The organism is Streptomyces sp. NPDC101776, assembly GCF_044766845.1.
GTDB lineage: Bacteria > Actinomycetota > Actinomycetes > Streptomycetales > Streptomycetaceae > Streptomyces.
Map to the genome: position 1 here is coordinate 303228 of NZ_JBIWMV010000010.1, position 21887 is coordinate 325114.

The window sequence follows — 21887 nt, forward strand, 5'->3', positions numbered from 1 at the left end:
TAATGGCACCCGGTGCCGAAAGTGAAGAGGGAGACGCCATGATTCTTTCGACCGGTCGGTCTACGACAGCGCCGGGGCCCGGTTGAGCCGCCCGGACGTCATCGTCGTGGGCGCGGGCGGCAGCGGCGCCCCGCTGGCCGCACGACTGAGCGAGGACTCCGACCGCAGCGTGCTGGTGCTGGAGGCGGGTTCCGTGCCGAGCCAACACCCTTTTTTCGCACGGGAGTTGATGGATGCTCGACTCGTCCCGGGTGCACAGCCCGGGCATCCCGCCGTCCAGCCGTACGCGGTCCACCTCACACCGCGGCGGCCCTATACCGTCGTACGGGGGCGTGTTCTCGGCGGGTCGACGACCGTCAACGGCGGCTACTTCGTACGGGCTCGGCGCGAGGACTTCGAGCGGTGGTCAGTGGCGGGAGGCGCTGCCTGGTCGTACGACCGGGTGCTTCCACTGCTGCGCTCTCTGGAGACCGATCTCGACTACGGCGAGAACGAGTTGCACGGTTCCGGGGGACCGATGCGCATCCGGCGCACGGACCTGCGGCATCCTGCCGCCGTGGCATTCCGGTCGGCCGCCCACGAGTCGGGCTTTCCCCAGGAGCCCGACAAGAACGCCCAGGGCACGCCCGGGTTCGGACCCGTGCCGTCCAACTCGGTGGACGGGATACGTGTCAACACCGGTGCCGGCTATCTCCTGGAGGCGCTCGGACGCCCCAACCTCACGGTGGAGGGCGGGAGTTCGGTGCGGCGGGTCGTCATCGAGCACGGACGCGTGACCGGCGTCGTCGTCGAGCGCGACGGGCGGCGTACGACGCTGGAGTGCGGCGAAGTCGTGCTGTGTGGCGGGGCGTTCGGTTCCGCCCATCTCCTGCACCTGTCGGGCATCGGACCGAGCGACGAATTGAAGCGCCTGGGCATTGCCGTTGTCGTCGACTCCCCTGCCGTGGGAGCCCGGTTCGGTGACCATCCGCAACTGGTCCTGGAGTGGCGGCCACGGCGGCACCTTCCCGAACCTGTCGGCTCCTGGCTCGGTGGGTGCCTCCATCTGTCCTCGTCGGACGGCCGCCACCGGGGCGGCGATCTGGAGATCCTCCAGTCGCTGGTCCCCATGGCGGGTCTGGTCGGTGGAACGGTGAGCGTGCCCGGCGCGCCGCTCGCGTTCCTGGCGTCGGTGCAGTCACCCCGGCTCAGCGGCCGACTGCGCACGCGTTCCGCCGACGCCGCTGCTCCCCCGAGTGTCGAGTACGGCTATCTGGAGACCGGCGAGGACCGGCGACGCCTGCGCGAAGTCGCCCGCGTCACGGCCGCGTTGGTCGCCACCGACGCGTTCGCGGAAGTCTCCCTCGGGCTGGTGGAGCCGGGGCCGGAGGTGCTGGCGGACGACCGGCTGCTCGATCGCTGGACAGCGGCGCGGCTCGGTACTTCGCACCACACGTGCGGCACGGTTCCGATGGGACCCGCCGACGATCCGGGGGCGGCAGTCGACCAGTACGGGCGTGTGCACGGTGTCGTCGGGCTGCGTGTCGCGGACACCTCGATTCTGCCGACCGCGCCGTTGCGCGGTCCGGCGGCCACCGCCGTGCTCGTCGGCGAGCTTGTCGCCGACGCGATGCGCCGCGACCTCCCGTAACGTCCCTCAGGGAAGGGCCGGGCCGTCGAAGCCGGCCGCGAGTTGGCGTAGGCCCAGGTCCAACAGGCCGCCGAGGCTTGCCTGTTCGTCCGTCAGCCAGTGTTCGTAGGCGGCGATGCACGCGGCCAGGACGGTGTGGCCGATCAGCCGGGGCAGCAGCTCCGAGGACGCCCGGCCGGTGCGCTGCGCGGCGAACTCCGTGACGAGGGTGCGCCACGAGGCGTAGCGCACGGTCGAGTCGGCCTGAAGGGTGGGGACCCGCAGGATGAGCGCCATGCGCTGACGGTGCCAGGGCACGGCCGCCGGGTCGAAGTGGTTGAACTCGACGACCGCGCCGCGCAGCGCGTCCATCATCGGGGCGGCGGGGTCGGCCGCCGTCAACAGGCCGTCCAGCTTGACCAGTTCGGCTTCGAAGTCGCCCCACACCAGGTCGTTCTTGGAGGCGAAGTAGCGGAAGAAGGTACGGCGGCCGATGCCTGCCGCGCCGGCGATGTCGTCGACGGTCGTCCGGTCGAAGCCCTGCCGTGCGAACAGCTCGAAGCCCACCCGCTCCAACGCGGCCCGCGAGGTCGCGGGCGGTCGGCCCGTTCTGGTCTGCCGCTGTCCTTGCTCATCGTTCGCACCGTCCACAGCGCACATCATGCACAGGTGCGGGGTTCGACGTGGTCGCGCACCATGTGCAGCACCGCGCCCGCCACCGTGTGCATCCGGCGCTTGCGGAGGTCCAGGACGGGCGTCGTGACCGAAATGCCGTGCGCTGCGAGGAGGTTCATCAGGGCCCAGATGAGGTCGGGGCGCCCCGTCACCGGGAGTTCCTGGCCGTCCGGGGTGATGACCGTGGCCGCGGTGACGCCCGCGAGGAGGCTGCTTCGGGCCCAGTCGACGTCGTAGGAGATGCCGTTCGGGCTGACGGCGAGGACGACCTCCTTGGTGCGGTGGAGGGCTGTCAGGTAGTCCATCGGGACCGTCAGTCGGCGGGAGGCGTCGAACGGGGGTGTGCCGTCGACAGGTCGGATGCGCAGGACGGTGTCGAGGACGGGGCCGTGGTCCTGGAAGGTGGTTCTGGCGCGCATCTCCAGGAAGCGGGCCCGTACCAGAACTCCACCCCGCCGCGACCATCGTCGGCCGACCGAGCCGAACGCCCCCTGTTCGCCCGGGAGTTGGTCCGCGAGTCGGCGGGCCTCCTCGCCCGGCTCGCTCACCGGTGCCTGGTCCTCGGGACGGTCGGCCAGGGCGGCGTAGCGTGCCGCCGTGTGCGGGTCCAGGTGGCGGAGGTCGAGCGTGTCTCCGGTCAGGGGGATACCTCCGGCCTCCCGCGAGATCCGCATCTGCCGGAGCTGGCGGTCAACTCGCCGGGTGACATCGCTTGTTCGGCCTTCGAGGTCGATCACCCGCCAGGTTCTCGTACCGGCGAGCAGGGCGCTGCTCGGCCACTGCGGGGTGATCCTTCGCTGTGCCCCGGGGCGTTCCGGGCCCACGAGTACCGCCAGGCGGCCCGCCGTGATCGCCGAGAGGCACAAGGACGGCACCCGGCACTCGCCCGTCACCTCGAAGCCCTCGATCCCCTCGCCGTCGTGCACTCGCATCCTCAGCCTCATCAGCGGTGTGAACTCGTCGGGCGTGTAGTTGCCCCCGTGGGTGGTGAAGGTCGACTCGCCGTCGGGGCTGTAGTGGACGAGTGACGCCTCCAGTACGTCCGCGCGGACCAACTGTGCCTGCGGGTGGCCCTGTTCGGACTTCGGCGCCCACATCACGAAGGTGTCGTCCCGGTACGGATGGCTCGCCTTCTTCACCCGGTCCCTGCGCGTGATCCGGGGATAGCTCTGCCGCGTGGCGGTGATCGCCGTGACGGGGATCATGGCCGTACAGACGAGTCCGAGGGCGAACACGAGTGCCGGCCAGTCCCAACCGGGATGGTCGGGCAAGGCGTAGTACCCGACGAGGAGGAAGACCGGGGCCCCCGAGAGGCAGACCGCGGCGAACAGCAGATGGCCGATGAACACACCGGTGTGACTGCGCATCGCTCTCTTCTCCCTTCATGTGCTCATAGTCGGACTTCATGTGCTCAGAGCCGGACACGGAACCGACCGCCGGCCGGGTCCACCTCGGCCGCGAGCCCGCGGCCCACCCGAAGGCCGGGATGGTGCCCGCGTCTCCAGGTCGCCTCGAAGGTCCGCAGCCCCGGCCCGCTGACGCGCAGACCGACCTCGACGCCGGATTCCTCTCCGTTCCAGTCGAAGTCGGTCAGGTCGGTGATCTCGGCGGTCGCCGGGATTCCGACGGCGTCGAGCCGCCGGTTGTGGCCTCTCTCCGCATCCGTGTGGAACCAGAGGCCCAGGCCCACGGGAACGAGGACCACCGTGAACACGACGCCGATGAGCATGAGTTCGGCGCCGGCCAGAACGGCGAAGGCCAGCATGACCGGGCCGGACAGGACCATCACCGCGGAACTGAAGTACAGGACCGCGGCATCCCACGCGCCGACCCGCTCTGTCAGTGACATCTGCGGCGACTCGGGACTGGTTCCGTCCCGTTCCCCGTCGTCGGCCATGTCAGGGGGCCACGCCGCCCCCGGCGTACAGGTAGTTCCCTGGCTGCGCCGGGTCGGCCACCAGCAGGACCTGGTCGCCGCTGCGGGGTATCCGCAGCTTGGAGACGATGGTCCGCAGGGGGATCCGCTCGGCGCTCCCGGTGGGCTGGACGACCAGGTCGACGACCGGGTCGTGGTTGATCAGCTGGCCGGTGTCCGCGATCGACACGACCACGGCGGTCGTGGTCGGCGCTCCCGCGGCGAGCAACTGCTGTACTCCGAGGCCCGAGTTGTACGCGCCCATCGACTGCTGGACCCTGGCGTAGTCCTCGTTGCCGAGGAACGCGCGGGTCGCCCGGCCGTAGAAACCCTTGCCGCTGGTCACCTGGCCCGCGATCTCGGCGGCCTTCTCCTCGCGGCTCTTGCGACGCCCGAAGATTCCCATGTCGGCTTCTCCTTCTGGTCGGGCCGGATGCCCGTGTTTCCCGCTGTCCCTGTGGACGCTAGGCGGCCCCGGTCGCCTACCGATCCCAGGTTCGCCCGCCCGATCTCGGACGACGTAGGCTCCTGACATGCCGCTTCCCAGCCAGCCGACCGGCGAGCGCCGACCGCGCGCCATGGTGATCGACGGTGCGTGGCGTGCGCTGGGGCCGGGGCTGGAATCGCTGAGCGGCCCCGGTGGCGCCCCGCTGACCCGGACGGTCAAGCTGATCGTGCTGCCGTTGATCGTCCGGCCTGGCCTGCATCCAGAACTCGCGGTGGACTTCCTCGCCCCGGAGCCGGCCGCGCGGCTCGACGCGCTGATACGGGAGTCCGGTACGCGGCTGGTCGCGACGGCACAGTGGTTCACGCTGCTCAAGCGGACCCGCCGGGCGCTGGGCGTGGTGGCGGGCAATCCGCAGGATCTGTACTTCCAGCGGTGCTTCGAACTGGCCGCCGAGCACGGTGAACCCGCCGACGGTGCGGGCGCGTTGGCCCGGGCGGTCGTCGAGGACGTCGCGGACGCGGACGGCGGCCGTACGGTCGACGCGCTGAAGCGATATCTGGCGGATGTCACCCAACAGGCCAGACTGGAGCGGGAGTTGGCCGTCAGGTGGGAGGGGCGTCGGCCGGTCCCGGCCGTCGATACGGCCGCTGCGGTCGCGTTGGCGGGTGAGGTGCTGGAGGCCTGCGGCGGGGCGGCGGGGCCGAGGAACTCACCGTCGTACCTGGCCATGGTCGAGGCCGGACACGGCGACCTGCTCGGCCGGGCCCTGTGGGCGCACGCGAGCGGGGTCTGGGGGCGGGACGAACTGCCGGCCCATCTCGGGCTGACCGAACGGCAGTTGCCGCCACGGCCACACGTCGGCCGGGGTGCCTCGACGGCCACCCTGCCCGCGCCCCTGGACCGCACGCTCTTCGAGCGGCTCTTCGTCGTGCTCCAGTCGTCGGCCCGCCGCGAGGAACTGCCCACGGTGCCGGAGCTCGTCGGGCGGGAGGTCGGCCGCAGTTGCGCTCCGCTCGGTCTGCACGACGAGAGCCTGCGCGTCACTGTCGTCCTCGGCGGCCGACTCGCGGTCGGCCTCGACCCGTTGGGCATCGAGGAGCCCGCGCCGGGCCGCACCTCGGCTCACCGAGCCGTCAACAGCCGTTGGCGCAGAGAGGCTTCGGTCCTGCGCGCCCGCCGGATGACCGTCTCGCCGCGCCCCGACCCGGACGGCGGAGTGCTGGACGCCCTCGCCCGGGATCTCCGTACGCCCTGGACCGCCTACATGCGGCGGCTGTGGGTGCGGTTGCACGGGCGGGACGTCCGCGGCGCGCCGCTCACGGACGCCTCGTCTGCCTGGGCCGTGCTCGACGGGGTCGCCCGCTCGGTGATGATGGACCACCGGGCCCGGGTTCGGTCGGCACTGCGGACGTTGTCGGCAGCGGCGGCACCAACTGCCGTGGATGAAGCCGAAGTCGCCGAGTCGAGGAGTGCGTGATGGCGCGGCCCTCTGCCGATGTCCATGTCGTGCGTGACGACGACGGCACGATCCGCGTCACCGCCGGTCCTGGCGCCTGTTCCGACTTCACACGTGCGGTTCTCGACGTCGCCGGAGCGGTGCTGGCCTGGCCGGTGCTCGCGGCGCCCGGGCTACCCACGGCGGAGATCCATGACGTGGAGCGGGCGCAGCAGTGGCTGTGGGCGGTCTACGGCGAGCGCACCGCCGCTGCCGTGCAGGCCTGTGCGGCAGGTGAGTTGGCCGATGTGCGGGTTCCCTCGGACCTGACCGACCTCGCGGCTGTCGCCGCCCGGCTCGGTTTTGGACACTGGGCGGCACGGTGGTGGCCGGCGTCGCATCTCGATGGGATACCGGCGCTCGAACCGGACGTGCTCGGGCTGGAGTTGGCCGCGCTCACGCACGAGTGCCAGCAGCTCTTCGACGACGAGGGTGATCAACCCGACGACTGCGCGGCCGAGTTGATCGAGGACCACCGGGCCGCCCTCGACCCGCTGATCCGCTGGTGGCAGGCCACTCCGCCGTCGACAGCAACGGCACGCCGACTGGAGCGTGTTCTGCGGTCCGTCGACGACGCGGCGGACGGCGCCGGGTTGGACGGGCAAGAGCTGCGGGGCCTTCGGTCGGCTATGACCCGGCCCCGTGCGGACACCACTCCGGTCGATCCCGCCGCGCTGTTCGCACGGCACGGTGACTACGCCCTTGCCGCAGGTGATCCGCTCGTCGCGGGTGGCCGGCTGATCGCGCGGGGCGCGGGGACCAACGACTGGCGCCGCTATCCGCCCGGCTTTGTCGACGCCTCCGAGACCGCCGTGTCCTGGACCGCCCGCGCGCTCGGCGCGCGCCGGCGGATCGAGGTCGAGGTCGTCGCGCACACCTCGGCGCCCGTCGCCGGTGCGCTGCTCGTCGCGGAGGTCGGGGTCGACGCCGGCCGCCCGAGCCGGGTACCGCTCGCCCGGCGGGACGACGTGTGGAGCGGGCGGGCGGACCTGGATCTGCCGGCCGCCGGGGAGGCGCGGTCGCGGATCGAGATCGGTGTGCTGCTGCCCGGCTTTGATCCGGGGCCGGGTCCTGATGGGGGTGCCGACCGCGACGCGATCCGCGCGCTGGTCCGACGGCGGCTCGCGACAGCCGCACAGCCTGACACCACCAACTCGGGTCCGCACGAGGGGACTTCGGGGCCGTTCCTAGCTGAGACAGCCGCCGCCACCATCGATGAGGACTACTGACCGATGCCGAACGAGAACGGTGCGGTGGCGCAGCTCTACGGGGAGCCCTTCGACAGCGGTCTGGCCCGGGCCGAGGAGTATCAGCTCGGTGCCGATCTCGGTGCGTCGGTCGCCGTCTACGAGGAGTTGCTCGCCCTGGCCGAGTCCATCGAGGACTCGCCCGATGTCCGGTTCCTGCGCGCGCATCTGCTGGCGAACATCGCGAGTGTCCGGCTCGTCGCCACCGATCCGGCCGGGGCGGAGGACGCCAACACGCGGTCCCGCGCGCTGCTCGACGGCATCGCGGCGGAGCCGATGGGGCCGCAGGGCCGGCAACTGTGGCTGGAGATGCTGCTGCGGACGCTGATCACCGACGCCGACCTGCTGCGCAGGACCGGACGTCTGGACGAGGCGCTGGCCCGGCTCGACGAGGCGGCGGTCCGGCTGCCGGAGTTCGACGACCCGGACGGGCTGCGCACCTCCGAACTCGGCCTGAATCGCGTGCACTTGCTGATGGAACGGGGTGAGTGGGGAGCAGCCGAGCAACAGGCGTCGGCGCTGCTGGCCACCACTCCGGAGACGGCGGTGGAGACCGTCCCCCGGCTGTTGGTCGCCCTCGGTCTGATCTGCTCATCGACCGGGCGGTTCGAGGCGGCCGAGGATTTCTTCGCCCGTGCGGAGGACCACTTCCGGGCGTCGGGGGACGCCGGTGAGCAGCAGGTGCTGCTCGCGCACCGGGCGTATGCCGCGCTGCACCGGGGTGAACTCGACCTGGCGGAGCGGTTGTTCGCCGAGGCGTCCGCGTTCTTCGAGGGGCAGCGGCGGTTCGGGGACCTCGCGGTCTGTGAGCAGGCGCGTGCCTTTCTCGCCGGCCGGCGCGGCGACACCATCGGCGCGGAGGAGCTGTTGGCGGCGAGCCTGGTCCGGTTCGAGCGGCTCGGCGCCTCGATCGCCGCCGCCGACACCATGCTGCTGGGCGCCCAACACGCCTATGAGCGGGGCGACATCGACGAGATGAAGCGGCTGGCCCAGACAGCCCGGGACGTGTATCAGGAGCGGGAGGTGTACGAGCGGTGCGCGCAGGTCGACCTCATGCTCGCGCGCACCCTTGAGGACAATCTGAACCGTACGGACCACGGCGATCGCGAGTCGGAGTCGATCGGCAACGCGCTCTCCCTCGCCCTGCCCGCCGCGCTGGCCCTGGAGGCGGCACGCTACGACTTCGCGACCGCCCACGCGCGCAGCCAGTGGCTCGAACTGGCCGACGAGGCAATGCAGTTGGTGTTCCGCCTGGCGATCCGGAGGCAGGACCAGGGCCTGCTCTTCGAACTGGCGGAACACCGGTGCGCGGGCGCCTCGTTGGCACTGGACCGTACACCGCCCTCGGAGCCGGTCGAGGACCCCACGTCGGTGTTCCCGAATGCGGCCATGAAGGTCATGGACGCGTACGACCGCGTCGAGGGCGCGATGGCGCTCGGCGGGGTCGCGGCGGAGGCCGCCGCCTCGGTCGGACTGCGGGTCGCGCCGCCGCCGAAGGTGCGGATGTCGGCGCAGTCGGGGCCGGGCCGTGTCGCGCTCCAGGAGTACATCGCGGCGGCCGAGTTCCGGTATCACCGGCGGATCGCGCACGAGGACGCGGTGCCGTTCTGGATCACCGACGACCTGACGAGCCGCCCCGTCGTGCAGGTCCGACTGGTCGATGCCGGCGACCTGTTCATGACCTGGACGTGGGCGGGCGGGGCCCGGGGGTTCGGCACCGGTCACGGTCCCGGTGCCGAAGTCGACGCGGCAGTAAGGGTATTGGCCGACGCGCTGCCGGGGACGGGTGACGGGGCTGAGGGCACGCGGCGGGCGTTCGACTCGGGCGCGCTGGCCTCGTACGACAGTGAGCGCGGCCTCGCGCGTCTGCTGGCCGAGGCGCTGTGGCCGGAGCAACTCACCGCGCAGATACGGCAGGTGGCGGAGCGGGCGGGCCGTCCGCTGATCCGGATCCAGCCGTCGCCCCGGGTCGCCCAGGTGCCCTGGGAACTGCTCGCGGTCGACGACGGGACCGACGTACGTCTCATCGACCTGGCGGATGTGGTGACCACGGCGCCTGCGTCACTGCGGCCACGCGATCCGGCGCCCGCAACGACACGGAGCACCGGCACGGACCCGGTCGTCCTCGTCCTCGACCCGCGTGTCCCCGGTTTCCGCGCCGATTCCGCGCTCGGTTCGGTCCTGGGACCGCCCGGCTCCGACCCGGAGTTGGTGTCGCTGGTCCGGCGCCGCATGGACGCGGGCGCCGTCGTCCCGTCCGTCGCGACGCCGGCGGAGGCCTTCCGCCGCACGGACCTGGACCGGGACTGGCTGAGCGGTGTGCTGCGCAAGGGTGCCCGCAGGCTGCTGTACGTCGGGCATGTGAGCGGTGCGCCGGTCGAGGGCGGGCAGAGCGAGGACGGCACCCTGCACCTGTGCTGCGCCGCGGGGGCCACCGGCCTCGCCGAGCCGCTCCGCACCCACCGGCCGCTGTCCGCCAAGGACCTCCTGCTGGGCTCGCTGCCGCTGCGCGCGGACGGTGAGCCGGGCGGCCGGATCTGGCCCGCGCCACGCCGGGTCGCCCTCATCGGCTGCGAGAGCGGCGGCGATCTGCGGTTCGCCGAGTCGTTCGGCCTGGCGACGGCGATGCTGTACAACGGCGCCGAGCTGGTCACCGCGACCCGCTGGGTCCTGCCGACCAGCTTCGCCTTCCACCGGCTGGCTCAACTCCCCGATTCCGTACGCCCGTTGACGGAGGCGATCATCGCCGTCGACACGGCTCACGAGGACGACGACCCCGTGCGCGGCCTCGGCGGCTGGCAGCGCGAGCAGCTCGACCGCTGGCGCGCGGACGGCCGTATCGAGCACTCGCCGCTGCTGTGGGCGGCGATGACGTGCATCGTCGTGTGACCCGGATCGACGTGGGGCGCGGATCGTCCTGTGCCGCAGATCGTCCTGTGCCGCGGATTCTTCTACGGCCGGTCAGAGCCGGACGATGACCAGGGCAGTGTCGTCGGTGGCGCCCCCGTGCGGGAGGAGTTCGAGGAGTACGGCGTCCGCGAGGACCTCGGGGTCGATGTTCCGGTGACGGACCAGGGAGTCGGCGAGACGCGCCAGGCCCTTGTCGATGTCCTCGCGGCGGCGTTCGATCAGGCCGTCGGTGTAGAGGACGAGGGTGGAGCCCGGGGAGAACGCGGTGGTGGCCTGCGGCCTGGATATCGGGTCGGGGCGGGCGTCGAGCGGCGGGTCGGTGGCCCGGTCCAGGAACTCCACGCGGCCGTCGGGGTGGACCAGGGCGGGCGGTGGGTGTCCGGCGCTGCTGTAGGTGATGGTGTGCCGGTCGAAGTCGACGAACGTCGTGACCACGGTGGCGGATTCGGCGCCGTCGACCACGTTGGCGTAGCGGCCCAGGACGTCCAGGGCCTGGGCGGGGCCGTCGGCGACCCGGGAGGTGGCGCTCAGGGCGCTGCGCAGTTGGCCCATGACACCGGCGGCGGCCAGGCCGTGCCCGACGACGTCCCCGACGGAGACGCCGATGCGGTCGCCGCCGACCAGGCCGACCACGTCGTACCAGTCGCCGCAGACGTTCAGGGAGCCGACCGCGGGCCGGTAGCGCACGGCGACCTGGTGGCTCGCGCCCTGGCGGCGGGTGGGGAGCATCGCCTCCTGGAGGGCGAGGGCGACCTCGCGTTCGCGGGCGTGGGCGCCGCGCAGGCGCTCGTTGACCTCCTGGAGTTCGCGGGCGCGGGTGTACAGCTCGGCCTCCAGTACCCGGGTGCGGCTGCCGCCCGGGCCGCCCCGGGCCCGGATCAGTTCGGTGACCTCCTCGACCCGGTGGACGATGAGCACCACCTTGCCGCCCGGGTCGAGGACGGGGGCGTTGACCGGGCTCCAGTAGCGCTGCTCCCACTCGCCGGGGCACTGGGTCGACTCGACGTCGTAGCGCTGGAGGGCCATGGCGTCGCGCTCACCCGTGGTGGTGACGCGGCGCAGGGAGGTCTCCAGGTTGCGCATGCCGGTGGCGACGGGGTCGTTCGGGTTGTCGGGGAAGACGTCGAACAGGAACCGGCCGACGACCTGCTCACGGGTGCGGCCGGACATGCGGAGGTACTCCTCGTTGACGTCCGCGTACACCAGGGCGGGGGTGAGCAGGGCCACCATGCCGGGCAGCCCCTGGAACACCGCCGCGTAATCGATCTCCGCGTCCGTCATGGCCCTGCCACCAATCGCCGCTATCACACCATTTTCCCACGATATAAGCAGACCGGCCGAGCCTCGGGAGGCGCTTTGTACCCACTCGGTCACTCAGCGACACACAGTGGATAGGGTGCCCCGGTGACAACGCCCTCCTCCCCCACCCGACTGATCGTGCTGCGCGGCAACAGCGCCTCCGGAAAGAGCTCGGTGGCCACCGGTCTGCGGGAGCGGTACGGCCGGGGTATCGCCCTGGTCCGCCAGGATGCCATCCGGCGCGAGGTGCTGCGCGAGCGGGACATTCCAGGCGGCGCGAACATCGGCCTGATCGACCTGACCGTCCGGCACGCTCTGGCGCACGGCTTCCACACCGTGCTGGAAGGCCTCCTGTACGTATCCCACTACGGCGAGATGCTGGCGGGTCTGCTCGCCGACCATCCGGGCCGCACGCACTGCTACTACCTCGACGTACCGTTCGAGGAGACCCTGGCCCGGCATGCCACGAAGCCCATCGCGGACGAGGTGACGGAGCATCAACTCCGTGACTGGTATCGGCCGTTGGATGTGCTGCCCGGTGATGTCGAGACGGTGGTGCCGGCGACGAGTCCGCTGGAGGTGACGGTCGAGCGGGTACTGCGCGAGTCCGGCCTGGCCGACGCCGTTCGATCTACGGTTGGTTGACCGGTCGGTCGTACGCTGTTCCCGTGATCGAAGGCGAGAGTCCGGGGCAGGCGGCGGCCAGGTTCACCGGGTGCGCGGTGACCGCCGAACGTCCGTTGTCCGGGGCGGTCACCGAAGTGGCCCTCCACGGTGGGCAGTCGGTGGTGGTAATCAAGCGCGACGAGGCGCCGGGCGCGGTACGGGCCGAGGCGGCGGGGCTGCGCTGGCTGGCGGATGCCGGGACGGTACGGGTGCCGACGGTACGGGGCCAGGACGGGAACTGGCTGATCACCGACCACGTCCCAACCGGCCCACCGAGTGCGCGAGCGGCCGTCAGTTTTGGCCGCGACCTGGCCGCCCTGCACGCCTCCGGCGCACCCGCGTTCGGCGCACCACCGCCCGGCGGTCCGACGGACGCGTACATCGGGCTCGCCCCGATGCGCAACGCGCCCGCCGCCGACTGGCCCAACTGGTATGCCGGGCAACGGGTGTTGCCCTACCTCCGCCGCGCGGTCGACGCGGGCACGCTGGGAGCCGACGAAGGCAGGACGGTGGAGCGGGTCTGCGAGCGGCTGCCCGAACTGGCCGGCCCCGCCGAGCCGCCCGCGCGGCTGCACGGTGATCTGTGGGACGGCAACGTGCTGTGGGGTACCGACGGACACGTCCGGCTGATCGACCCGGCCGCACACGGCGGCCACCGGGAGACCGACCTGGCGATGCTGCACCTCTTCGGCTGCCCGCACCTGCCCGAGATCCTGGACGGCTATCAGGAGGCCGCCCCGCTCGCCCCCGGCTGGACCGACCGGATCGGCCTGCACCAGTTGTTTCCGCTGCTGGTGCACGTGGTGCTGTTCGGCCGGGGTTACGCGGAGCGGGCGCTGTCGGCGGCGCGGGCGGCGCTGGGCGGGTGACACCGGGCGGGGGCGCCGGTCACGGGGGCCAGGCCGGACGCTGCCCGCGCACGCAGTGCGGGTCGGCACGGCTGCGGCGAGCGAACCATCTCAACCGCGCGGGCCCACTGGCCGAACGGCACCAGCCAGGGCACCCGCCACGGAGACCAGGCCAGACGATGCCGGGGCGCGAAGTGCTGTTCGGCGCGGCCGTCTCCACCGCACGGGCGGCCCCGGCCGCATCACACCGGCCGGGGCCGCCCCTCGCGAAGGTCCGGTCAGACGTGCGGGCGGCGGCCACGCTCCTGGTGCGGGAACTTCTGGTCCGCGCCCGGGAGCGTGGGCTTCGGGAGTGTTGCCACTTCCTCCTGGGCCTTCTCCAGCTGCTCCGCCGTGTCGTGGGGCAGGCGGGGCGAGCGCGGGCGGGCGTCGCGGAAGCGGAACGCGGTGGTGAAGTCGCCGAAGGTCTCACGGCGCCAGTCGGTGACGTTCGGTTCCTCGACGCCGGTGAACCGCTCCAGGAATTGGAGCGCCGAGGTGTGGTCGAAGGCCTCGGAGGCTACCCAACCGCCCACGGTCCAGGGCGAGATGATGATCGCGGGGACGCGGAAGCCACCGCCGATAGGCAGGCCCTGGATGAACTCGTCCTTCGTGCCGGCGCGCGGCGTCGGCGGGACGACGTGGTCGAACAGGCCGTCGTTCTCGTCGTAGTTGAGGATGAACGCGGTCTTGCGCCACACCTTCGGGTTCGAGGCGATCGCCTCGATCTTCGACGCGACGTAGTCGGCGCCGGCGGCCGGTAGGTAGTCCGGGTGCTCCGACTGATAGCTCGTGGGGCAGATCCACGACACCGTCGGCAGCCGGTCGTTGCGCGCGTCGTCCTCGAACGTGCCGTGCGGCTGCGGACGTACACCCCGCTCGTACAGGTCGGAGCCGGGCTGCGCGTTCTTGAACGAGGCGAACTGCTCCAGCATGTTGGTGCCGTAGTCGTCCTCCTCCTGGTACACCTTCCAGCTCACGCCGGCGTTCTGGAGGCGTTCCGCGTACGTCGTCCAGCGGTACGGCGTCGGCGCGACGTTGCTGATGATCGGGCCGCCCTGGGTGCCGCCGGGGTCGATCGAACCGGTCATCCACATCAGCCGGTTGGGCCAGGTCGGCCCGAACACCGAGCAGAAGTAGTTGTCGCAGATGGTGAAGGTCTCGGCGAGCGCGAACTGGAACGGGATGTCCTCGCGCGTGTAATAGCCCATCACATAGGGGCCGTTGACGCCGTCGGCCGCGCGGTGGGCCGGCAGCCACTGGTCCATCTTGCCGTTGTTCCAGGCCTGGTGCTGCACCGACCAGGCGTGGCTGGTGGACGGGATGGCCTGCGCGCTGGAGGTGTGGGTGTCGAGGTGGAACGGGAGGAGGTAGCCCTTCGGATTCACCGCGTCCGGCTGGTAGAAGACGCTGCGCCCGGTGTCGAGTTTGCGTGCGTGCGGATCGGCGAATCCGCGAACACCGGACAGGGTGCCGAAGTAGTGGTCGAACGACCGGTTCTCCTGCATCAGCATGACGACGTGTTCGATGTCCCGCAGCGAACCGTTCTTCGGCGGCTCGGCGGCGACGGCTTTCTGGACGCTCGGCGGGAGGAGGGAGAATGCCGCGGCGCCGCCCAGCGCGCCCGCGGCGGAACCCAGGAGTCTACGACGTGTCAACTCGGCCATGATTGCCCCTTCTTGAAGAGCTTCGAGGGATCTCGTGGACCAGACCTCGGATCACTCTCCGCCTTGCTCGGCAAGGGGTGTCAGGGGCGTGCGGTGAATTTGCGGCCAACGTGCGGAAAGGGGTTGGCCAAGCCGTGACCGGCAACATCCGGGCGTTGCCGAGGTGTTGCCAACCCTTGGGGGACAACTGGTCGGCTCATGATCTGACCCGGCGTGGCAACATCGGCCGCCGTACTTGTTTCCCGTTTGCGAAGTTAACCAGGAAGAGGCCGAGCAGGAAAAAGCTAACCGGGAACCGGGCCTCTGGGGCGCAGCCGGGCGGCGATCGCGGCCACGTCGTCCTCCGCCTCCTGGACGTGGAGGCGGAGCACGATGTCGTCGAGGAGGCGGGAGACGCCCTGGCCGGGGTGCAGACGCAGTCGGGCCAGGCGGGCGAGGGAGACGTCGATGTCCTCGCCGCGGCGCTCGATCAGCCCGTCCGTGAACATGACCAGGGTGTCCTCGGGGGTGAGGGTGAGCGTGGTCATCTCGTGGTCGGCGAAGCCCGTGCCGAGGGGCGGTCCGACGGGGACGGGGGTCAGTTCGCCGACGCCGTCGCGGTGGAAGACCGCGGGTGGCAGATGGCCGGCGCTGGCGAACGCGGCCGTGCCCCGGTCCGGGTCGAGGAGGGCGAGCAGACAGGTCGCGGGGCGGCGGTTGTGCTCCTCGGACATGGCCGTGTCCATCTGGCGCAGGATGCGGTGGGGCGGCAGATCGGTGGAGGCGACGTAGCGCAGCATCGAGCGGTAGGCGTTCATGTCGACCGCCGCGTCCAGGCCGTGCCCCATGACGTCGCCGATGACGAGGAGAGTGCGGCCGTAGTGCAGTCGTACGGCCTCGAACCAGTCGCCGCCGACGAGGGTGCCGCTGCCCGCGGGCAGGTAGCGGGTGGCCATCTCGACGTTGGGGTGGGGGCGGCTGGGTTCGGTGAGCAGGACCTGTTGCAGGTTGAGCGCGGTGGTGCGCAGCCGGTGGTGTTCGACGGCGTGGTGCAGATGGGCCGCGGTGAGCCGGGCCGCGTAGTGAGAGACCGCCATCGTGGTCTTTGCTGGTCAGCGGGGCTGGTGTGATGTCTCGTAGGGGTGCTCGTGCTGGTTGAGGTGGAGATCGGTAGCACGTGATCATCCGTCACGGGTGGTCTCTGGCCTTCTCGTACGGGGGACTTCGGCTGCCGCTAGGTTCTGCGGCGGGAGGGATGTTCATGACGGACGTGCTGACCTGGACGGTCGAGCGACGGGTTGAGCTGGCGGAACGTGCCGAACTGCTGCGCAAGGAGCTGGCCGGGATCGATGCCGAGGTGGCCCGGCTGGAGGCCGCCGAGGTGGTGATCGGGCCCGGTGCGGGTGGGATGCGGCTGGTGCCGGACCGGACGGAGGGGATGGGGGCGGAGGTCCTTACGCCGGAGTATCAGCGGATCATGGCGATCGTGGCCGGCGCGGGCGGCCCGGTGATGGCCAAGGACGTCGCGATCGCCCTGGGCCGTGAGACCACACCGGGCAAGGTCGAGCCGGTCCGCGGTCAGCTGCGCAAACTCTCCGACCGGGGCTGGCTGGCCCGGACCGGATCCGGCCGCTACCTGCCGAGCTGACCGGCGAGGACTGCCGCGGAGCGGCCGATTCCCGCCGTAACACGAAAGCCCCCGGCGGGAGTTGGTGAGTGTGTGAAGACAAACCAGTCCGCCGAGGGCTCTCACGACGTTGTCTACCAGGTCCGCCTCCCGCGGTCGAAACGGACCATCGACCTCGTCGCCGGTCTCATACGTCGCCGTCGTCACCAGGTGCGTTCCCGCTGGCGCAAGGCCGACCCCGGCACCCAGGCGATCATCGTGCTCGCCGTGCTCCGCCATGACCAGCGTCTTTCCGATATGGCCGGCGGCAACGACGTGTCCGCCTCCACCATCCGCCGCTGGGTCCAGGAAGTGATCGAACTCCTCGCCGCCCGCTCCCCGCGTCTGGACCGCGCGCTGAAGAAGATCGCCCGCTCGGGCGGGGTCGTGGTGCTGCTGGACGGAACCCTCATCCGCACCCGGCGCCGCACCGGGAGGGACAACCGGAAGAACTACAGCGGTAAGAGCAAGGCTCACGGCCTGCTGTTTCTCGCGCTTACCGATGAGAAGGGCAACCTGGTCTGGATATCCGCGGCCAGGCCCGGCGGCTCCAGCGAGATCACCGCCTCCCGCCACAACAGGATCACCCGGCATCTGCGGGAGGCCGGGCTCGGGGCCCTGGCCGACCTCGGTTTCGTCGGTCTGGACGACAGGCCCGACGACGACCCAGTGATCATCACCGGCCGCAAAGCAACCCGCAACCACCGCCTCACCGCCACAGAGAAGGAGGCAAACCGCCTGGTCAGCCGCGAACGCGCCGCGAACGAACACGGCTTCGCCAACCTCAAGACCTGGCAGATCCTGACCAAGCTCCGCATGAACGCCCGCCACGCGACCACCCTCCTGCGGGCCCTGCTCGTCCTGGCGACCACCGAAGTCCAGCGGTGACGGACGACCACGCGTCAACGATCACGCTCCCGATCAGCACGAGCACCCCACCCGAACATCACACCAGCCCCGCTGACCAGCGGGGACCACGATGGCGGTTCCTCAGTGCACGGCGGCCTCGTCGTCGCCGAAGGGCCGTCCGGCGCGGATCGCGAGCAGCGCGCCGTAGGCCTTGCCCCAGGCGGTCAGCGGCACCGAGAGGGCGGCCAGGACGCCGTGGTCGTTCGTGGTGAAGGACGTGGTGATCGGGTGGCCCGCGTCCAGGGCGCGGACCATGACGTCCTCACGGGGCGCGGTGCGCAGGCTGTCCAGCAGTTCCTTGCGGCCCACGGCCGCCATCGGGTGCAGCATGCCGTGCGGCGCCGGGCGCGCCTCGTCCTGCGCGAACAGGTCCACGGCCGCGGCGTCGCACAGCCCGTCGTCGACGAGGAATCGCGCGCACTCCGCCGCCGTCCTGCGCTCGTCGAGCGTCGACCCGATGGCGGAGACCGCCCGTCGCGCGAGCGCGAACCGATCCGCCGAGCCCTTCTCCGACCCACTGACCCCGTCGTCGCCGTCCACCACGGCCCCTTTCTGCCGCCCCCATCCCAACACCCGCGCGGGCGTTCGGACGGTAGCGACCCGTGGGCGCTGCCATCGGGTCGGGGGCGGGTGTCGGTCACCCGGGGTCGAAACTCCGTGGCCGGCCTCCGGATGCCACGGATATCGTCCACTACGACCCCTTGATCCCCGCCGTGATCCCCGCCGTGATCCTCGGCTTGACCACCGACTTCATCACCGACGCAGAGAGCGATTCCGATGACGAACCGGCCACCGACGACCATCCTCTGGCGCCCCACCGGCCCCGTGGAGCTGGACCTGGTCCGTGCACTCGACATGCACGCCTGGCCGCCCCGGCTGCCCGAGCAGCCGATCTTCTACCCCGTCCTCAACGAGGACTACGCGATCAAGATCGCCCGAGACTGGAACGTCAAGCACGACGGCGCCGGCTTCGTCACGCGGTTCGAGGTGGAGTCGGAGTTCCTGACCCGGTATCCCGTCCAGCAGGCGGGCGGCCGGACGATTCTGGAGCTGTGGGTGCCGGCCGAGGAACTGGACGAGTTCAACGCCCACATCGTCGGCGAGATCCGGGTGGTGCACGAGTTCCGGTGAGTCTTCGGGGCAAGAGCGTCCCCTCACCTCACCCCACGCCCTCCGCGTCGCGAAAGTCTTTCGTAACCGAGGAATTTCCCGTGCTTGTCCTGGGTGTGAATTCCGTGTCAGTGTCCCGGCCAGCAGGCAGGCGACCCGCGGTGGGACATCCGAAAGCCTTTCGGTCCGGTAGCCGTTTTCGCCTCTGTCCTGCGCACCTACGGCATGCCGAAAGAAGAGAGGCACACCATGCGGGGAATCCCGGTCACCGGACATCTCGGAAGCCCGAGAATTCGACGCGCCGTCGCGGTCGCGGTCACCCTGGCCGCGGCCGCGGGCCTGGCCGCCTGCGGGTCCTCGGGTCCGTCCACCACCTCGTCGTCGAAGGGCCTGACGATGTGGGCACTGAACGACCAGACGATCCTCAAGCAGTCGGTCGACGCGTACAACAAGGACCACCCCGACGCGAAGATCACCCTGCGGCTGTTCGCCAACGACGACTACAAGCAGAAGCTGCGCGTGGCGTTCGGCGCGAACCAGGCCCCGGACCTCTTCTTCAGCTGGGGCGGCGGCGCCCTGAACGACTACGTCAAGGCCGGCAAGGTCGACGTCCTGAACGCCTCGGACGTGAACTCCGACCGGTACACCGACAGCGTGATGCAGAGCGCGACCTTCGACAACAAGGTCTACGGCGTCCCCGTCAACGGCCTCGCCCCGGTCGTCCTCTACTACAACAAGAAGGTGCTGTCCGACGCGGGCGTCCAGCCCCCGAAGACGTACGACGACCTGCTCGCGGCCGTGAAGAAACTCAAGGGCAAGGGCGTCACACCGCTGTCCCTCGCGGCGAACTCCAAGTGGCCGACCCTGATGTACCTGGAGTACCTGCTGGACCGCACCGGCGGCTCCCGCGTGTTCAGCAACATCGCCTCCGGTGACGCCGCCGCGTGGAAGGACCCGTCGGTCACCAAGGCCAACCAGAAGCTCCAGGACCTGGCGAAGGCCGGCGCCTTCGGCGACAACGCCTCCTCCGTCAGCTACGACCAGGGCGCCTCGACCGCGCTGCTCTACACGGGCAAGGCCGCGATGGAGGTGATGGGCACCTGGGAGTACGCCAACATCGCCAAGGCCGCGCCCGACTTCCTGAAGAAGGGCGAGCTGGGCTACACCGCGTTCCCGGCCCTGACCGGCGGCGCCGGCAGCCCGGCGAACATCGTCGGCAACCCGTCGAACTTCCTGTCGCTGAACAAGTCGACCAAGCACAGGTCGGAGGCGCTGACGTACCTGAAGGACTACATCCTGAACGGCTCCCAGGTCGACGCCTATCTCGCCTCGGGCAGTGTGCCGCCGGTCAAGGGCCTGGACTCCAAGCTCGCCGCGGTGAAGTCCTCGTCCGACAAGGCGTGGCTGACGTTCGTCTACGACCTGGTGGACAAGGCCCCGAGCTTCCAGCTCTCGTGGGACCAGGCACTGCCGTCCGACCAGGCCGACCCGCTGCTGACCAACACCGACAAGTCGTTCCTGCGCCAGATCGCGCCCGCGGACTTCGGGACGAACATGAGCAAGGCGGGGTCGTGACCATCACCACCACCCCGACGCGCCGGAGAGGAGGGAGCGGCCTCCTCATGGCCGCCCCGGCCCTGCTCCTCTTCGGTCTGTTCGGTCTCGTCCCCCTGGTCGGCGTGGCAGCGCTCAGCGTCGCCCGCTGGGACGGCCTGGGCTCCATCACCTGGGCGGGCGCCACCAACTGGACGTCCGTCCTCACCGACAGCGCCACCTGGCAGTCGTTGTGGCTCACCGTCAAGGTGATGCTGGTCAGTTGGCTGGTGCAGACGCCCATCGCCCTGGCGCTCGGCCTGTTCCAGGCGCCCCGGGGCCGGCTGCGCGCGCTGTTCGCCGTGCTGTTCTTCCTGCCGCTGCTGCTGTCCGCGGTGGCGATCGGCCTGACCTGGCAGGCGCTGCTCGACCCGTCCTTCGGCATCGGCTCCACCCCCGGTCTGCACTGGCTGGCCAAGCCCCTGCTCGGCTCGCCCGAACTCGCCCTGTACACGGTGATCTTCGTGATCGCCTGGCAGTTCGTGCCGTTCCACGCCCTGCTCTACCAGGCGGGGATACGGCAGATCCCGACCGCCCTGTACGAGGCCGCCGCGCTCGACGGCGCCGGACCCGTGACCCGCTTCCTGCACATCACGCTGCCGCAGTTGAAGTACACGCTGGTCACGTCGAGCACGCTGATGCTGGTCGGCTCGCTCACCTACTTCGACCTGATCTTCGTCCTGTCGGGCGGCACCGGCGGCCCCGGCACCGCCACCCGCGTCCTTCCCCTCTCCATGTACATCACTGGTTTCCAGGCCCACGACATGGGCCGGGCCAGCGCGGTGGCCACGCTCCTCGTGGTCTTCGGCCTCGGCCTGTCGCTGCTGACCACCCGCCTGTCCGGCTTCACCCGGATGGACAGCCAGCAGGAGGGCATGTGAGCACCACCGTGACCAAGTCCCGCGCCACCACCGGACGGGAGACCGTCCCCAGCCACCGGGCGGTGCCGCCCCGGCCTGTCCGGCGCAACCCCGTACCGGGCTTCCTCCGCCGCATCCTCACCAGCGGCGCCACGCTCATCTGGACGGCGATCGTCGTCGTCCCCGTCTACTGGCTGGTCGTCACCAGCCTCCGCAGCCAGTCCGACTTCACCTCCGACAGCCCCCTCGCACTGCCCAGCCATCCGACGCTGGACAGCTACCGGACCGTCCTGGACGGCGACTTCACCACCTACCTCCTCAACAGCGTCGTCGTCACCGCGGGCACGGTGGTCATCGCCGTCGCCGTCGCCCTGATGGCCGCGTTCTCGATCGTCCGCAACGCCGGCAGCCGCTTCTCCCGGGTGTCGTTCCGCCTGTTCCTGCTGGGCCTGGCGATCCCGCTCCAGGCCGTGATCATCCCGGTGTACCTGCTGATCATCCGCATGCACCTCTACGACAGCCTGCTCGCGATCGTGCTGCCCTCGGCGGCGTTCGCGTTGCCGATCACCGTGATGATCCTGGTCAGTTTCCTGCGGGACGTGCCCCGTTCGCTGTTCGAGGCGATGATCGTCGACGGCGCCGGCGACTGGCGCATGCTCTGGTCGCTCGCGGCGCCGCTGGCCCGCCCGGCGCTGATGACGGTCGCCGTCTACGACGGCCTCCAGGTCTGGAACGGCTTCCTCTTCCCCCTCATCCTCACCCAGAGCGGCGACAAGGCCGTCCTGCCCCTGGCACTGACCCTGTTCCGCGGCCAGTTCGGCATCAACGTCCCGGCCACGATGGCCGCGGTGGTGCTCTCCACCCTGCCGATGCTGGCCCTGTTCATCCTGGCCCGCCGTCAGCTCGTCGCCGGTCTCACCGCCGGTTTCTCCAAGTAGCCCCCACTACCGGG

General features: G+C 70.8%; 19 protein-coding genes and 1 pseudogene. 12 read left to right on the forward strand and 8 right to left on the reverse strand.

All coding sequences use genetic code 11. The features are described 5' to 3' along the window. Window positions 1–82 precede the first annotated feature (82 nt). Entirely contained in the window at window positions 83–1630 is a 1548-nt protein-coding gene (gene mftG, locus ACIRRY_RS29500) for a mycofactocin system GMC family oxidoreductase MftG (protein ID WP_403978217.1), read from the forward strand. 6 nt (window positions 1631–1636) lie between these two features. On the opposite strand, the gene mftR is transcribed toward mftG, so the two are convergent. From mftR to ACIRRY_RS29520, 4 genes are read right to left on the reverse strand one after another with little or no spacing between them, the layout of a single operon-like run. Continuing rightward, window positions 1637–2260, reverse strand: a complete 624-nt coding sequence (gene mftR, locus ACIRRY_RS29505; protein WP_403978220.1) for a mycofactocin system transcriptional regulator — start codon at window positions 2258–2260, stop codon at window positions 1637–1639. A gap of 8 nt (window positions 2261–2268) precedes the next feature. Next, window positions 2269–3651, reverse strand: a complete 1383-nt coding sequence (locus tag ACIRRY_RS29510; RefSeq protein WP_403978222.1) for a hypothetical protein — start codon at window positions 3649–3651, stop codon at window positions 2269–2271. A gap of 44 nt (window positions 3652–3695) precedes the next feature. Next, entirely contained in the window at window positions 3696–4181 is a 486-nt protein-coding gene (locus ACIRRY_RS29515; protein ID WP_403978224.1) for a hypothetical protein, read from the reverse strand. Between the two features lies 1 nt (window position 4182). Beyond that, on the reverse strand, window positions 4183–4605 hold the full coding sequence (locus ACIRRY_RS29520) for a hypothetical protein (RefSeq protein ID WP_403978226.1): 423 nt from the start codon (window positions 4603–4605) through the stop codon (window positions 4183–4185). Between the two features lie 127 nt (window positions 4606–4732). Between ACIRRY_RS29520 and ACIRRY_RS29525 the strand changes: the two genes are divergently transcribed. From ACIRRY_RS29525 to ACIRRY_RS29535, 3 genes are read left to right on the forward strand one after another with little or no spacing between them, the layout of a single operon-like run. After that, complete coding sequence (locus ACIRRY_RS29525) at window positions 4733–6124, forward strand: hypothetical protein (protein WP_403978228.1); 1392 nt, start codon at window positions 4733–4735, stop codon at window positions 6122–6124. Beyond that, a complete protein-coding gene (locus ACIRRY_RS29530) occupies window positions 6124–7371 on the forward strand; it encodes a hypothetical protein (protein WP_403978230.1) in 1248 nt (415 codons plus the stop codon). Before ACIRRY_RS29525 ends, ACIRRY_RS29530 begins: the two co-directional genes overlap by 1 nt. Before the next feature lie 3 nt (window positions 7372–7374). Next, the gene (locus ACIRRY_RS29535; protein ID WP_403978232.1) at window positions 7375–10278 is read left to right on the forward strand and encodes a CHAT domain-containing protein; all 2904 of its coding nucleotides are present in this window, start codon (window positions 7375–7377) and stop codon (window positions 10276–10278) included. 72 nt (window positions 10279–10350) lie between these two features. Here ACIRRY_RS29535 and ACIRRY_RS29540 read toward each other — a convergent pair whose 3' ends face one another. After that, the gene (locus ACIRRY_RS29540; RefSeq protein WP_403978235.1) at window positions 10351–11580 is read right to left on the reverse strand and encodes a PP2C family protein-serine/threonine phosphatase; all 1230 of its coding nucleotides are present in this window, start codon (window positions 11578–11580) and stop codon (window positions 10351–10353) included. A gap of 123 nt (window positions 11581–11703) precedes the next feature. On the opposite strand from ACIRRY_RS29540, the gene ACIRRY_RS29545 reads away from it, so the two are divergent. After that, window positions 11704–12243 carry an AAA family ATPase gene (locus tag ACIRRY_RS29545; RefSeq protein ID WP_403978237.1) on the forward strand — a complete coding sequence of 180 codons (540 nt, stop codon included), beginning with the start codon at window positions 11704–11706 and terminating at the stop codon, window positions 12241–12243. A 23-nt stretch (window positions 12244–12266) separates the two neighbouring features. After that, complete coding sequence (locus tag ACIRRY_RS29550; RefSeq protein ID WP_403978240.1) at window positions 12267–13133, forward strand: fructosamine kinase family protein; 867 nt, start codon at window positions 12267–12269, stop codon at window positions 13131–13133. A gap of 257 nt (window positions 13134–13390) precedes the next feature. Here ACIRRY_RS29550 and ACIRRY_RS29555 read toward each other — a convergent pair whose 3' ends face one another. Both ACIRRY_RS29555 and ACIRRY_RS29560 read right to left on the reverse strand, forming a co-directional pair. Then, complete coding sequence (locus tag ACIRRY_RS29555; RefSeq protein WP_403978243.1) at window positions 13391–14818, reverse strand: alkaline phosphatase family protein; 1428 nt, start codon at window positions 14816–14818, stop codon at window positions 13391–13393. 284 nt (window positions 14819–15102) lie between these two features. Further along, a pseudogene (locus ACIRRY_RS29560) lies at window positions 15103–15891 on the reverse strand (PP2C family protein-serine/threonine phosphatase); the annotation flags it as partial. A 167-nt stretch (window positions 15892–16058) separates the two neighbouring features. On the opposite strand from ACIRRY_RS29560, the gene ACIRRY_RS29565 reads away from it, so the two are divergent. Beyond that, the gene (locus tag ACIRRY_RS29565) at window positions 16059–16445 is read left to right on the forward strand and encodes a hypothetical protein (protein ID WP_403978246.1); all 387 of its coding nucleotides are present in this window, start codon (window positions 16059–16061) and stop codon (window positions 16443–16445) included. Window positions 16446–16517: 72 nt separating this feature from the next. Then, the gene (locus tag ACIRRY_RS29570) at window positions 16518–17351 is read left to right on the forward strand and encodes a transposase family protein (protein ID WP_403978248.1); all 834 of its coding nucleotides are present in this window, start codon (window positions 16518–16520) and stop codon (window positions 17349–17351) included. Window positions 17352–17453: 102 nt separating this feature from the next. Here ACIRRY_RS29570 and ACIRRY_RS29575 read toward each other — a convergent pair whose 3' ends face one another. Next, window positions 17454–17912 (reverse strand): GAF domain-containing protein, encoded by a 459-nt coding sequence (locus ACIRRY_RS29575; RefSeq protein ID WP_403978251.1) that lies wholly within the window; start codon window positions 17910–17912, stop codon window positions 17454–17456. 237 nt (window positions 17913–18149) lie between these two features. Here ACIRRY_RS29575 and ACIRRY_RS29580 point away from each other — a divergent pair, with 237 nt between their 5' ends. The 4 genes from ACIRRY_RS29580 (at window position 18150) to ACIRRY_RS29595 (ending at window position 21873) form a co-directional block, all read left to right on the forward strand. Continuing rightward, window positions 18150–18503, forward strand: coding sequence for a hypothetical protein (locus tag ACIRRY_RS29580; protein ID WP_403978253.1), 354 nt, complete (start codon window positions 18150–18152; stop codon window positions 18501–18503). A 228-nt stretch (window positions 18504–18731) separates the two neighbouring features. Beyond that, window positions 18732–20057: an extracellular solute-binding protein gene (locus tag ACIRRY_RS29585; RefSeq protein WP_403978255.1), complete on the forward strand. Its 1326-nt coding sequence runs from the start codon at window positions 18732–18734 to the stop codon at window positions 20055–20057. 47 nt (window positions 20058–20104) lie between these two features. Further along, window positions 20105–20956, forward strand: coding sequence for a carbohydrate ABC transporter permease (locus tag ACIRRY_RS29590; RefSeq protein ID WP_403978370.1), 852 nt, complete (start codon window positions 20105–20107; stop codon window positions 20954–20956). After that, entirely contained in the window at window positions 20953–21873 is a 921-nt protein-coding gene (locus tag ACIRRY_RS29595; protein WP_403978257.1) for a carbohydrate ABC transporter permease, read from the forward strand. Before ACIRRY_RS29590 ends, ACIRRY_RS29595 begins: the two co-directional genes overlap by 4 nt. Window positions 21874–21887: the final 14 nt, after the last annotated feature.

Coding starts and splice junctions, on each gene's coding strand:
- ACIRRY_RS29510 (WP_403978222.1), bottom strand. CDS start 3,651: ATGCGCAGTCACACCGGTGTGTTCATCGGCCATCTGCTGTTCGCCGCG.
- ACIRRY_RS29515 (WP_403978224.1), bottom strand. CDS start 4,181: ATGGCCGACGACGGGGAACGGGACGGAACCAGTCCCGAGTCGCCGCAG.
- ACIRRY_RS29520 (WP_403978226.1), bottom strand. CDS start 4,605: ATGGGAATCTTCGGGCGTCGCAAGAGCCGCGAGGAGAAGGCCGCCGAG.
- ACIRRY_RS29525 (WP_403978228.1), top strand. CDS start 4,733: ATGCCGCTTCCCAGCCAGCCGACCGGCGAGCGCCGACCGCGCGCCATG.
- ACIRRY_RS29530 (WP_403978230.1), top strand. CDS start 6,124: ATGGCGCGGCCCTCTGCCGATGTCCATGTCGTGCGTGACGACGACGGC.
- ACIRRY_RS29535 (WP_403978232.1), top strand. CDS start 7,375: ATGCCGAACGAGAACGGTGCGGTGGCGCAGCTCTACGGGGAGCCCTTC.
- ACIRRY_RS29540 (WP_403978235.1), bottom strand. CDS start 11,580: ATGACGGACGCGGAGATCGATTACGCGGCGGTGTTCCAGGGGCTGCCC.
- ACIRRY_RS29555 (WP_403978243.1), bottom strand. CDS start 14,818: ATGGCCGAGTTGACACGTCGTAGACTCCTGGGTTCCGCCGCGGGCGCG.
- ACIRRY_RS29565 (WP_403978246.1), top strand. CDS start 16,059: ATGACGGACGTGCTGACCTGGACGGTCGAGCGACGGGTTGAGCTGGCG.
- ACIRRY_RS29580 (WP_403978253.1), top strand. CDS start 18,150: ATGACGAACCGGCCACCGACGACCATCCTCTGGCGCCCCACCGGCCCC.
- ACIRRY_RS29585 (WP_403978255.1), top strand. CDS start 18,732: ATGCGGGGAATCCCGGTCACCGGACATCTCGGAAGCCCGAGAATTCGA.
- ACIRRY_RS29590 (WP_403978370.1), top strand. CDS start 20,105: ATGGCCGCCCCGGCCCTGCTCCTCTTCGGTCTGTTCGGTCTCGTCCCC.